This window comes from Tengunoibacter tsumagoiensis (assembly GCF_003967535.1).
Taxonomy (GTDB): domain Bacteria; phylum Chloroflexota; class Ktedonobacteria; order Ktedonobacterales; family Ktedonobacteraceae; genus Tengunoibacter; species Tengunoibacter tsumagoiensis.
In genome coordinates, this window is record NZ_BIFR01000002.1 from 2105641 (window position 1) to 2119158 (window position 13518).

The 13518-nt window shown below is 49.0% G+C and carries 10 protein-coding genes; 3 read left to right on the forward strand and 7 right to left on the reverse strand.

Annotation, left to right across the window (positions count from 1 at the left end):
• The first annotated feature begins 241 nt into the window (after positions 1-241).
• A complete protein-coding gene (locus EL628_RS28520; RefSeq protein WP_126583368.1) occupies positions 242-814 on the forward strand; it encodes a GNAT family N-acetyltransferase in 573 nt (190 codons plus the stop codon).
• Here EL628_RS28520 and EL628_RS28525 read toward each other — a convergent pair.
• Positions 811-4368: an adenylate/guanylate cyclase domain-containing protein gene (locus EL628_RS28525; RefSeq protein WP_126583369.1), complete on the reverse strand. Its 3558-nt coding sequence runs from the start codon at positions 4366-4368 to the stop codon at positions 811-813. The genes EL628_RS28520 and EL628_RS28525 overlap by 4 nt on opposite strands.
• Positions 4369-4602: 234 nt before the next feature.
• Here EL628_RS28525 and EL628_RS28530 point away from each other — a divergent pair, with 234 nt between their 5' ends.
• On the forward strand, positions 4603-5427 hold the full coding sequence (locus EL628_RS28530) for a hypothetical protein (protein WP_126583370.1): 825 nt from the start codon (positions 4603-4605) through the stop codon (positions 5425-5427).
• Between the two features lie 210 nt (positions 5428-5637).
• Positions 5638-5970, forward strand: a complete 333-nt coding sequence (locus tag EL628_RS28535) for a hypothetical protein (RefSeq protein ID WP_126583371.1) — start codon at positions 5638-5640, stop codon at positions 5968-5970.
• A 503-nt stretch (positions 5971-6473) separates the two neighbouring features.
• Here the strand turns inward: EL628_RS28535 and EL628_RS28540 are convergent.
• The 6 genes from EL628_RS28540 to EL628_RS28565 form a co-directional block, all read right to left on the reverse strand.
• Positions 6474-7292: an ABC transporter permease gene (locus EL628_RS28540; protein WP_126583372.1), complete on the reverse strand. Its 819-nt coding sequence runs from the start codon at positions 7290-7292 to the stop codon at positions 6474-6476.
• On the reverse strand, positions 7289-8296 hold the full coding sequence (locus EL628_RS28545) for an ATP-binding cassette domain-containing protein (RefSeq protein WP_126583373.1): 1008 nt from the start codon (positions 8294-8296) through the stop codon (positions 7289-7291). Before EL628_RS28545 ends, EL628_RS28540 begins: the two co-directional genes overlap by 4 nt.
• A gap of 206 nt (positions 8297-8502) precedes the next feature.
• Positions 8503-9162: an alpha/beta hydrolase gene (locus EL628_RS28550; protein WP_218029018.1), complete on the reverse strand. Its 660-nt coding sequence runs from the start codon at positions 9160-9162 to the stop codon at positions 8503-8505.
• A gap of 134 nt (positions 9163-9296) precedes the next feature.
• Positions 9297-10643, reverse strand: a complete 1347-nt coding sequence (locus tag EL628_RS28555; protein WP_126583374.1) for an Nramp family divalent metal transporter — start codon at positions 10641-10643, stop codon at positions 9297-9299.
• A 27-nt stretch (positions 10644-10670) separates the two neighbouring features.
• Positions 10671-11996: a magnesium transporter MgtE N-terminal domain-containing protein gene (locus tag EL628_RS28560; RefSeq protein WP_126583375.1), complete on the reverse strand. Its 1326-nt coding sequence runs from the start codon at positions 11994-11996 to the stop codon at positions 10671-10673.
• A 739-nt stretch (positions 11997-12735) separates the two neighbouring features.
• Complete coding sequence (locus tag EL628_RS28565) at positions 12736-13440, reverse strand: GNAT family N-acetyltransferase (RefSeq protein ID WP_126583376.1); 705 nt, start codon at positions 13438-13440, stop codon at positions 12736-12738.
• Positions 13441-13518 lie beyond the last annotated feature (78 nt).

A 13518-nucleotide genomic window follows, 5' to 3' on the forward strand; every position in this document is an offset into this window, starting at 1 on the left:
ACAGCAGAGCATTCTCTCTACACCTTCTTTTTTCAGGAGCGAAAAACGTACGCTCATCGCTCATAGTCGTTCAGTCTCTTCTATTGATGTTCCAATCATACGGTATTGATAAAGATGGTCGTCTGAGTCTCGCCAATGTATGGCTGTATACATTTCTATCTGTCCGCTAGTATAATAAAAAATAGAAAAGTAGAGAATATCAATGCTTAGATTATGCCAATGCTAAAGGAGGTATATATTTATGCCATTTGCAACATGGTGGCGAGGGGATGCTATCCCGGTGCTCTCACCGTTACCCAATCTTTCCATTCGTCGCTCAACCGATGCAGAATGCATTGCTCAGCTCTCACATGTGCCGGTTGCCGATATTGCTCATCGTTTTCTGACTGGTGATATACTCTATCTCGCCTTTGTGGATGATGTCCCTGTCGCTTATGGCTGGACAACAACACATACAGGACATATTCATGAGTTTCAACTTCATTTTGCGCTCCCACCAGAGAATTGTTATCTCTACAATTTTCAGACGCTTCCTCTCTGGAGAGGCAAGGGGATCTATCCACGATTGTTACAATTTATCATTCAGCAAGAGCCATCTCCACGTTTTTGGATTGGATATGAGCCGAATAATGAAGCGTCCGGGCGTGGTATTACCAAAGCTGGCTTCCAGAGCGTCTGTGACCTTGCCTTTCAACAGGAGCGCGTTGTGGGTCTTCTTCTCTACGAAGAGAATGAACGGGCTCACGTCAGTAGCGATGTCTTCCATCTACCAGTAGTTGCAAGCCCTTCTTTCACTGACCAGCCTGAACGCTAGTCTCTCTGCGCTACGCTCTTCTCTATCACCGCCTTCAGGCGGCGTAAAAATTGGCGATCACCAAGGTGCTCTAGCACAGGTCGAGCCAGTTGTAGCTGATGCATATCACCATTCTGCTCGGCCAGAACCACACGCATACGAGCCGCATGAGGCACAAGAGAAGCCGCTTCAACTGCATCGATAGCACAAGCCAGACGAAGATTATCGTTGGCCTGAATAGCCATGGCAATCTCTTTCAGGCTGCGATTCCCTTCATTTGAGAGATTAAACTTTGCCAGGGTCTCTGCTGGCAAAGGCTGCCTATGTTCATTAAAAAAGAGCAGGAGCGCAATACTGAATTTCTCGCCCATATAAGAAGAGGCATCAAATGAGAAGAGCTTCACATCTTCCTGAACAAGGGCTGCCAGATAATCAATCAGATGAGTTCCAAGCATCGGAGCAGATGCCTGGATCTTTGCTGTCAGAACTGGAATCTGGTCGTGGTTTTCTCGTGCTAAAGCCAGTAAGAGCAGGGCATGGTAGCCCTGAACCAGTTGAGACTGCACACTTTGATCATAACGCATACACTCATAGATCTCGTCTAAGGTAGAAGCAAGCTGCTCCAATTCATCCCATTCGCCACAAAAGTACGCTGCTCGCGCGGCATCGCTGGTTACGCGCCCTAAGCGGGCCAGAGGCTGATCTGGCTTGAGATTGGCGAACGTCTGCCGCGCATGTGTCAGACAGTCATGATACCTGCCCATTACAAGAAAACAATAACTGACTGAACTGACTACATCCTCCCATTCACCAATTGGTAGATTAGGGATAGTCAGTCGACGCTGTTGAGCCTCTAAAGCTTCTGGCAAATCATCTAGCAAGGTCGATAGACATCCATACGCATCCAGAGCCTCGCTCAATGCCTCCCAGGAACTGACCCGTTCAAAATAGTCAACCGCTTGACGGGCGAGTTCTCGCTTCTCTTGAATCAAAAGAAGTTGTGAATCTGAAACAGGTTGTGTATGGCGAAAACGTGCATCAAAACAGGAGGTAAGCAGAATTCGCCAGCGCTCATCCTGATCATGTGCATCTTCAACCAGAGCTAATGCTTCACTGCGCATGCTCTCTTCCTGTTCTGACGAAAACTTTGGAAAGTGCGAATGTCGTGACCCGGCCATGAGAATTTTACGAAGCAAGCGAGCTCCAGTCAGTGGCTCTCGCTTTTCATCTGCGCGCCAGCAGTCCAGCGCTTTTTGATAGGCGTGAAACGAAGTCTCCCCATAAGGAAGGCTTTCTGCAAGCTCTTCATATAAACGAATAGGCTCTGTACCTGATGCAAGCTCAATTGCTAACTGAAGATTCTGTCTGGCTTCCGAGTACGAGCCCGCTCGACCTGCAATCAGACCTGCACGTTCAAGTGCCAGAGCTGCGTGCTCGCTATTGAAGGGTAGTGGCTGGGGCACAACTGACTGGCGCGACAACTGAAAAGCTTCTCGATAGTGGTAAGCAATAAGCTCAATGTATTCGTCTAGATGATCAGAGGCCAGAGCCTCCAACCAGAGGGCAATCTGACTATGCAAACGCGCTCTCTCAGTGCGTGAGAGGGTTCCATAGACAATATCACGAATAAGCGCATGGCGAAAGACATACTGAGGACTATCCTGTCCACCCTGTAGTTGCACCAGCATCTCGCGCCTTTGCAAGCTTTCAAGGACCTGATGAAGCTCCTCATCACTCAGCCCATCTGACAGGACCTGTAGTGTCTGATAGCTCAACGTTCGATTCACTACTGAGGCCCTTTGTAAAAGCATGCGTTCCAGAGGCAAGAGTTGATCCAGACGAGCCAGAATAGTGGCATGAATGGTATCTGGTAACGCAAGCTCCTGACCATCGTGTTGAGATTGCTCACGCGTGACATGAAGCAGTTCAAGTGCAAAAAATGGATTTCCGCCAGAACGCTCAGCAATCTCGTGAGAGATAGACTCTGGAAGCTCTGGATGACGTTTCAGAAGAAGACGCTGAATCTCTTGTGAAGGCAGTGGCTGCAACAATAACGTTTTCACAGTATGCTGTCTACCCTGCCAGGCCAGATTCTTTTCGAGAAGTTCTGGTCGTCCAATCACAAGAAAGAGAATTGGGGCTTTCGTTCGACGCTGGCTCAGGTAAGCGATCAGATCGAATAAAGCGTCGCTCGCCCAATGGAGATCCTCAAAAACCAGAATATGAGGCGACTTTTGAGCCAGCAGTTCAAGGAGGATACGCCAGGCCTCAAACAGACTTTCACGGTTCGTGGCAAGAAATTGCGATGGTACGATCTCATTGAGCGTCTGATAGAGATTCTCGCTGACACTTGTGAGAATCTGTTCAAGCAAGGCAGTACCGATATCTGCACCATGCACCTTGAGACTTTCAAGAAGCTGTCTGGACTGCATACCTGGTGGAAGAGGCGGTGAGGCTGGTGAAGGCCGTGGTGGGACAGCTAAAGGGTTGATAATCTTCACGCCTCTCTTAAGATCATTGAGGCTAGTTACCTTTTTTAAATTCTCTTTATCGCTTAACCAGCTAAGGCGATTATGTAGCTCCGTTTGTTTAGGTTCAAATGGTACAGACAAGGTGTCCTGCTTAGTTGATACAGACGGATCATTCTCGTCAATACCCAGAGTCAACAAAATAAGATCTGCCAGCCGCTCACTATCATGGTTGGAAAAACCACCCTGGCGAAAGATGGTCTGAAGCAGACCTTTCTCTGGAGCCTGCCCTAAGAGTCTGGACAGCAGCCCACGCATAGGCCAGTAGGTAAGCGTCTGCCCATATGGTAAACAGGGAGCAAATGCAACCTTAAAACCTTCAGAAGGTTGAAGATGAGCCAGAAACTCTTCAATCAGACGCGTTTTTCCTGTCCCTGCTGGAGCTATAATCTGAGCAACCTGTGGATGCTGCTCTTTCACGACCTGCAATCTTAACAATTTTAGCTGAAGTAGGTCTTCAAGCCGACCAACAAATGGCGGACGTTCAATAAGACACGTTGATCGTCGTCCCTCTAAGGGAAAAACCGTCAAGGGTACCTGTTTGCCTTTTGCTTGTAACAGTCGGCTTTCATGAAAAGAATAGGCTGAACGAGCAGCTTGAGCCGTCCGCTCACTCACTAGAATCTCTCCAGGCGTGGCCCCCTGTTGCAAACGAGCAGAAACATTAACGGCATCGCCTGTTACCAGAAAATCCAGACGATCGGGGTTATTGGTAGCGACTACCACTCCAGTGTTGACCCCAATTCGTAAATTGAAGTGTCGATTGAGAATTTCATCCTGTGCGATCGCATCGCGCAAGGCCAGAGCCGATGCCAATGCCCGTTCAGGATCATCATCGTGTACCTGAGAAAGTCCGAAGATCGCCATCACTGCATCGCCAATAAACTTCTCTAATGTCCCACCACGGGGAACGATAATGCGGCGCGCATGATCATAATAGCGGTTCATCAAAGCGCGAACATCCTCAGCATCAAACATCTCCCCGAGCGCAGTTGAACCAACTACATCGGCAAACAGAATCGTTACCAGCTTTCGCTCTTCAGACATAAAACACTCCTCACATGCGGCTCGCTTGTCATCGTCTTCTTCCTTCTAATTTTAACCGACTACTAGCTTTTGCGCAAATTTCTGAACGTATACACAGGGCATTTTAGCGCTCTCAGAAGCGGGCAGGCGTGAGAAAGCGCGAAGAATATGAAACTTTTGCAGCGTTTATAAAAAGAGTGTAAAATGTATCTTATTATTGCTACGATGCGACTCTCATTCGCAAGGAGGCCCACTTTGCAACAGCAGCCATATTGGCGGTACGATAGACATCTCGCCTCAACAGATCGACTTCCTTCGCCACAAACGCTCCCACAAGAACGAACATTCTTCGCAAGCTTTATTCAGGCTCTCGCAATAATCATGCTAGCGCCTATCCTGATTGCAAACCTGCATCCATTCTTTGATCAATGGTGCCCGGCTCTGCCTGATTTCTTTGCGCACCATCATCTGACCGAGCTGAACGCCTTGCTCACGACCTGCCTACTCCTTGCACTGCTTATTCTTTTTATTGGATTGTTTTTCGTGGCCTTCTCAACGTTCTATACCATCCTTATGGTCACGCTCTATTATCTCGCCCTCATTCTCCTCAGTCTATTATTGCTCAATGTGGTTGCGACAACCTTTGCAGAACAGGCATTACAAGATATGTTGTTGAATGGGTATGCAGGTATATTACACTTTTTTGATAGTCTGGACCCTTCTCTTTTGCCAATCGTTGGGGTTATTACGCTGTTTCTCGCCTATACGTTCAATGCTTATCTGGCTCTCAAGTATGTTGAGCGCAAGAGAGTGCAACAAAGCCCTGTACTTTTCCTGGTGGAGACAATGGCGATTCTTTCAATCTTTGGCGATGGAGTTGGAGGTGGGAAAGCGCTTTTTACCTTGATTAATAGTGCCAGCCTCCATCCTATTAAGGCTAACCTGCTTGCGTCGAATGCCTATCCCTTTAGTCTGGCTGCGAGTATCGTACTCACATTGGCCTTTGTTTTTATCGAGATCGCTGGAGCCATTCCTCAAACGCAAGCAAACTCGCCTGCTTTCAGGAGAAGGATGTCTTAAACTCTGTCGGTCTGTATGAAATGATGTTGTCTTACATTGTTAAAGGGGAGGGGCAGTCCAGCAACAAAATCTGGGATGAGCTACGTGCCGCTTTGTGTCAAAAGGTTGGCCGCACATCCAAAACAACGGTCATATACAACTCTCCATCTTTTCTCGCGTATATCAGTTAAGTGAGCAGTCTACCAAACCCAAATAGGAGGAACATACGACATGATGCCGCAAAAAGAAGTGGATGATTCACGCCACGAGCCAACAGAGCCAATATATGGGAGATACGAAGAGGAGCAGCCATCTGCTCGCCAACAATATGAGACCACCAACAAACAATCGCAGGGCGGATCGTCAGCAAAAGTGTATCCGATGCCGCGTGACAACAAGAATAGATACTATCTCGCAGTGTTCATCATTTCGCTGGTGATGCTTCTCCTTTTTGCTCTTCTGACTGTATTTTTTATAGGAGGAACGGGAGGATGGGTCAGCCTCATAGTCATCGCTGGGGTCATCTTCCTTCTAGCCACTGTAGTAGTCGAGAAGATGAAGTAAGTAATGATCATATGCCCGAAGAGATCTAGCACGTGTGCACACACTTCCCCTGGCTATGTTCACCTTGATCGCGTGCAGGAAGCCCCGTGCCTTTTAGGCCTGATTCTTACCCACATCTTTTAAGGTTATCAATAGCAAGCCCGATGAGAGGCCAAACGAAATTCTCCTCGCTCTCAGGAATAGCTTCAAGATCATCCTTGCAGATACGCCTGAGAAGCGGCTCTAGGAACATATGGGTAAAGACAGGATTGTAAATAGGGGGTTCATGACCCTTAGAGCTATGAAGTACAACGTCGCTTGTTCAACAGACGAACTTTTCAGCGTCAAACGGAGATCCGCTTAACGCTATGCCAGGCCTTAGCCGATTTCTACGGCGTCACCACTGTCTCAAGCGTACGTTTCACAATAACGCGAGTGCCAATCAGCCTACTTGAGAGTGTGCTCATCCCTTTGTCTCAAACTCCAATTGGGCGTTGAGAGCACACTCACCCTCTGCCTGAAGCTTAACGCGCCGTCCGATTGCCATACGTCCAGACTGAGAGAGGAACAAAGATAATCAGGATCCCCAGACACCACGCCAGAGCCTGCCAGAGTGTTGTCACATCGACCTGATTGAGAAGAAGTCCACGAACAGCATTCACAACAATCGTCACTGGCTGGTGCTCCGCAAAGACACGTAGCCAATCAGGCATACTATCAGTCTGAACAAAAGCGCTACTTGCAAAGGTAAGCGGGAAGAGCCAGATAAAGCCCGCCGATTGCGCTGCCTCAACGCTGCTAACCGCCATCCCAATCGTCGCGGAGATCCATGAGAAGGAAAAACTGGTCAACAATAGCATTCCTACGGCGCCAATCCAATAGAGAACCGGACCGTCTGGCCGAAAGCCCACAAGGAGCCCTACTACCCACATAACAAAGACGATAAAGACATTGCGCATCAGATCAGAGATAGTTCGACCTGTTAACACTGCCGATTTGGCCATTGGTAAGGAACGAAAACGATCAACCAGACCGCGTTGCAGGTCAGTAGCCAGACCAATTCCAGTGGTCGTCGAACCAAAGATAACGGTCTGCGTAAAGATACCAGCCATGAGATAATTCACATAGCTGGTTCCTTTAATTGCAATTGCCCCACCAAACACGTAGCGAAACAGGAGGACGAACATGATTGGCTGAATCGTGGAAAAGATCAGCTCTTCAGGAATACGCGGAATCTGGGTAAGATTTCGTTTGGCAAGAACCCAGGCATCTGCAAGTGTCCAGTACAGAGATGATCCTTTTGCAGGCTGTAAATGTTCAACAGATTGGAGATCGCTGTTCATCGAGCACTCCTTTGCGGTGTTTTGTCGCTCACAAGCTTGTCACTTAAAGCATTGCCCTCTTCAGCAGCATGGCCTGTGAGGGTCAGGAAAACATCGTCCAGCGTTGGACGGCGCAAGGCTAAGTCGTCTATCTCAACTTGAGCCTGATCCAGATCACGTACAATCTCTACTAACAGGTTCGTTCCTTTTTTGACTGGAACAATCAGATGACGATGTTCGCTGTCAATCTGGATCTCGCCTACGCTATATTTGCGCACTGACTCTAAAGCTGCATTGAGATCTCCACCACGACCAACTGTAAGCTCCAGACGCTCGCCTCCCACCTGCGTTTTCAGCTCATCAGCAGTGCCTTTCGCAATAACCCGTCCATGATCCACAACCGCGATCTGCTGAGCCAGTTGATCAGCCTCCTCAAGATATTGTGTTGTAAGCAGTACAGTTGTACCATCATGAACAAGATCACTAATGACTTTCCACATCGCCAGGCGACCACGTGGGTCCAGGCCGGTAGTTGGCTCATCGAGAAAGAGGACTGGTGGCATCATAATCAAGCTGGCTGCCAGATCCAGGCGGCGACGCATCCCACCAGAATAAGTTTTGACCGTGCGTCCACCAGCCTCGACAAGATCAAAACGCTCCAGAAGCTCCTTTGCGCGTCTTCTGGCATTGGCACCTGAAAGATGGTAAAGCTGGCCAAACATTTTAAGATTTTCATAACCAGTTAGATACTCATCCACAGCCGCATACTGGCCCGTCAGGCCAATTCGTGCCCGTAGCTGCTCTGCCTGTGTGACGACATCCAGACCTGCAACCATCGCCCGGCCAGCATCGGGCTTCAATAGCGTGGTGAGAATGCGGACGGTTGTTGTCTTGCCAGCTCCATTGGGACCAAGTACTCCTAGAACGGTCCCTTCCTCGGCAATCAGATCCAGGCCTGCCAGGGCCTGGGTCTTGCCATAGGTCTTCTGTAATCCTTCAGCCAGAATGGCTGGTGCATTCGTCATATATGTCTTCTTCCTTTGTTCTATCATTTCCAACGTCAGAAGCGCAGCGGCACGCATCAAGAGCGGCGGCTTTACATTGATGGATTGCGCTCGCCAGGAGACCCTTCAGAGTAGCAACACGTTATGCAGTGACCATAACCTGCTGCTTCATTCCAGCTTCATAATGGCCAGAGAGATAGCAAGCAAACTCTGGATGCGAACGCAATCTATACCACCAGGAGGCCCTTCATCATCTCGATGACAAAGGTGATCTCATCTTCATTGATCGTATGGCCCATACGCGGATAGATGCGCTCCGTGACAGCAGCCCCCAGCTTTTCAAACACCTGTGCAGAAAGATCGACGCGTTCCTTTGGGATATGCTGATCACGATCGCTACAACCCAGAAAGACAGGCGTGTTCGCCAGCGAGCCTGCATAATTTCGATCGATACCATCAGGTCCAATCAATCCTCCACTCAGGCCAGCAACACCACCATACCTCCGCGCATTACGAGCCGCAAATTCCAATGAAAGACAGGCTCCTTGAGAGAAACCCAGCAGGATTGTTCGCTCCGCCGAGATTCCGCTGGCATCTAAATGGGCAAGTAAGTCCGTAATTACCGTCAGAGCAGAAGAGAGTCCTGGTTCGTTTTTCTCAATTGGAGAGAGAAAACTATACGGATACCAGGTGTAATCTGCCGCCTGCGGGGCCAGATAGACAAAACCTGGCTGATGAATCTCAGTTGTCAGGCCAAGAATATCTTCTGGCGATGCTCCCCGACCGTGAAGCATAATCATCGCCGCTTTGGCCTGCTCAATGGGCTCTCCAGCTATTAAAACAGGTTGTCCCTGATGTGGCCTATTTTGCTGTGTCATATCGTCCATTATTAACCTCTCCTGGCCTGTCACGTTCTTCGTAGCCAGATATTCTCATAGTATGAAAGCTTTAGACTGCTCAGATCGATTCTACTATGCTCATTATATCCGCTCTGACTGCATAGCTGCCTGAAGTTCTCGCTCTAAGAACCCAATAAGTGGATTCCGAACAGGCCCAACACCTGAATCGCAAGATAAGCAATTGCCAACAAACTCACAATGACTGCTAACCCATAGGCCATGGCATTGAAGACCGGGCCATTGGTATAGTGACCCATCAGAGATTTTTTGTTGACCAGATAGAGAATAGCAAACAGAATAACGGGCAGAACAATGCCATTTAACATCGAGAGATTGAGTAAGATCTGAACAACAGGAAGGTTGGGCAACATCGAGATAACAACCCCAAGGACGATAAGAGTGGTAAAGAGGCCCCAGAATGCTGGAGCCTCTTTCCAGCTTCGGCTCACGCCATTCTCCAGGCCCAGGGCCTCAGTAATCGAGTAACAGGTTGAGATGGGAAGCACACCAGCCGCGAGAAAAGACGCTCCCAGAAGGCCTAATGCAAAGATGTATGTCGCATAAGGTCCTAGAAACGGTGCCAGTGCCTGTGCTGCATCTGCAGCATCTTTCAGAACAACTCCTTTTCCACCACTATGGAGAAATAGTGTTGCTGATGTGCAGATAATAATAAACGCAGCGACAATATTGGAGAAAACGGCGGAACTATAGACATCTACACGTTGTGGATTATAATCGCGCATAGTTACACCGCGCTCGACTACTGCACTCTGGACATAAATCTGCATATACGGACTGATTGTTGTTCCCACTGCCGCCACAAGAGTCAGCAAAAAACCACTATTGAATTGAATAGTGGGCACAAACGAACCAAACGCGACATTTCCCCAATCGGGCTGAGCCATAAACGCTGCAATAAAGTAGGCAAAAAAGACGAGCGTAAGGGCCAGAAACACCTTTTCAACGCGCTGATACGACCCACGAGCCACCAGCCACCAGAGAATAATTCCAGCACAGGGAGCCCCAATCCAGGAAGGGATATGGAACAGGTTAAGAGCAGCCACAATACCAACAAATTCAGAGATGACAATCCCGCCATTTGCCAGCAAGAACGTCAACATCACCAGTGCAGTCAGACGAATAGGAAAATTTTCACGAATAAGATCCGACAGCCCCTTGCCTGTTACAGCTCCCATACGGGTGCACATCTCCTGGACTATCCCCATACCAAGCGTCAGCAGGACCATAACCCAGAGCATCTGAAAGCCATACTGCGCCCCCATACTACTATAGGTAGCAATCCCTGATGCATCGTTTCCTGCACTGGCAGCAATCAGACCAGGACCGAAGAGCCCCAACAAGATCAGCCAGCGCGAACGTCGTCGCCCTTTCACGACAGGAAGCTTCCCAGTCACAGAAGCCGCTGGCAATGGAGCACTGATGATAGGTGTCTGTAATTCTTCTTTCATGCTTCTCTCCCTCTTACAGCGTTGAACTCAAGCTCCCTGTAGCATACGACGACGCTTGCCTTCGCGACGATAAGTAAAAATCTTCGCGACACGATCGCGGAGCTCATCCGGCAAGAGGATATCCAGTGCATCATCAAAGGTGATAATACCAACCAGCGTGCCATCCTCTTCAACAACGGGAAGGGCACGAAGACCATATTCAGTCAGGAGAGCGGCTGCATCACGCTCTGGCGTGGTTGGATGCACACTCACAATATCGGACTCCATCAACATTCCAATGGGAGTTGAGCGATCAGGGCAGAAGACCAGTTCGCGTAGTGAGACGATTCCAAGTAAGCGTTCGCTACCAGGTTCATGAAGATAGATGTAATCGGCAAACTCTGGCTGCTCCTCCTGTTCACGAATCTGCTGCAACGCTGCGGAGACTGTCAGATTCGCAGAAAGGAACAGAAACTCATTTGTCATTAAGCCGCCAGCTGTATTTCTTTGATATGCCAGGAGCTCACGAAGCTCATCAGAATCTTCGCTTTCCATCAGACTGAGCAGGGCCTCAGCTTTCTCATCCTCCATGTCACTGACCACATCAGCCGCTACATCTGGACGCATCTCCTCCAGAATATCTGAAGCTCGCTCCTCGGCAATCTCTTCGAGGATCGAGGCAGCCTCATCCGAGGTCATGGATTCCAGGGCATCCGCCACAGCCTCGTTCGAAAGAGACTGCATAATCTCATCGCGCTGCTGATAAGAAAGGTCGTCTAACAGGCGAGCCAGATCAGCCGGGTGCAGTTTTTCAAGCCTATCATGCGAGACATGAAGCTGTACGGCTGGTGCATTGGAGGCAAAGTATTGCACATCAGCCCAGTCGAGCAATTTTTCGTTTCGCTGTGGAGCCGCGCCATTCCATAAAAAACCAAATGGGAGAATGCGACGCGAGAGGGCACGAAAGGAGACATCTACCGCTAGCAGGCGTACGAGCTTCTCGCCCGGCACCACACCCAGGGCCAGATCGTTTACGCGTACGACCCGACGCCCTTCAATATCCACCAGTTGTTTATCCAATACATCTTTACCAAGCAGAATCTCATCCACACGACGAGCAAAATGCTCAAGATTCAGGCTTAAAGAGGATAAACGCAAGTGACGTTCTGTAAACTCAGCAATCTGTTGAGCAGGGATGTAAAAATCACGATGAGCAGCATGGGCAATCAGTCCTGCCAGAGCAGGATAGGTCTCTTCACTCTTGCCCACAGTTGGATTGATTGACACAATAACATCTTTTAGGGTGGCCACTTTCTCGTGGCGTGCGTCCAGCAGGGGGATTCCTACCAGCTGGCTAAACATAAGCAGCGTCATGGTATTCTCCTATGTCTTGTCTGTCATCCAGGAGCATGAAGGCTCTCAGAACATCATTTTGTGCACAATAATAGACAGAACTGAGCAAAAGCAGCGGGGAGGCGGTGAAGAGTATTCTTGTTAGTACACAGCTAGCAGGCCATACCAATCCTCACTTCATAACATAGGGAGATGCAACTCATTTTTTGCATAACCTATCACAGCCCATGGTAAGAAGAGAGAGGAAAGAGGCCAGTGGTCACTAACAAAGCACACTAGACGATGTTCCTCGCGCAGTTGCTAGATTGTAGGAAGAGCTCCACAGCAAGCACCTGACGCGAGACGAGGAAGATGAGAGGTGAGGAAAGAGGAAGATTACGATCACCAGTCAGCCATCAACTCACGCAAGCGACGCTGTGAAAAAGGTGTAGAGCCTCACACGCATGGGGAGGGCGACTACTACCAGCGTCCATTCGGTTCCTCCTTTAGGAATGTAAATGGTATTTTTGAATACGGCCTTCGCATCTCCATATGCTACCTGGAAAGCGAGCAGAAGGCCTACTGAACCTAATCAGTACACGTTATAAAATCAATAAACGATCCAGTGTCCCCCGATGGGGGATAGAGTTCACTCGTACTATAGCCAACATTATGGCAAATGTCAAGATGAATACAATAAAGTCAGTGCATTTTCAAATGAACTGATGAGAACCGGCGTCCAAAAGGACGTTGTGCACACACTGGCTCTCCATTCATCCTCTTACAGGCTTGAAGCTATGCCACTCTCTACTTTGACACTACGAGCAAATGGCCGATAGCCCGCAGCAGCAGCAAGCCGCAATGAGGGTTCATTCTCGCTCAATGCGCTATATATTGGTATGAGCCCCTCGCTTGCTACGATCTGAGCCCAGACTAATGTCGCGGCGAGAGCATAGCCCTTACGGCGCGCCTCTGGTAGGGTATCAATGCCTAACTCACAGACCTCTGTAGTCCGACGCGAACTATGTGCCAGGCTCAGCAGACGCCCATCCACAATGGTGCCTATAAGGGGTCTACGCTGAAGATGCAAATAATAGTCCAGTCCTCCTGGCTGAAAAGCCTCTAAGAGATTCTGATCCTGCTCTGTCAATAGACGAGCATGCTGATGTGCGGTCGAGAGGTCCATAGTAGGAGATGCAGTCTGGATCAGGGCTACCTCTCGACTAATCCCTGGAGGTGCCTTCTTTGCCTCTGGAAGTGCCAGCGCTTTCTGCGCCTGCTGAAGCATTCTTTTTCGATTCAAGGCGGACGTCTTCGATCGCCAGATCGCCACTTGCCAGCCGCTCGTGAGTTCTGCAAGGCAGAGTTGCCAGGGTGGTAACAATGTGGTGGGCAACAGTTCTACTTCTGTCTGTACCAATGGAGGTAAACGAATATCCCAAACAGCCTCCAGATGGAGGCGTAGAAGATCTATTTCACTCTTCATAACCTGACCTAACTATGAATCTCTTCTGTAGATCTCAATCTACAAAATGACTATTTCTCTATCATCAGTAAAATTAGC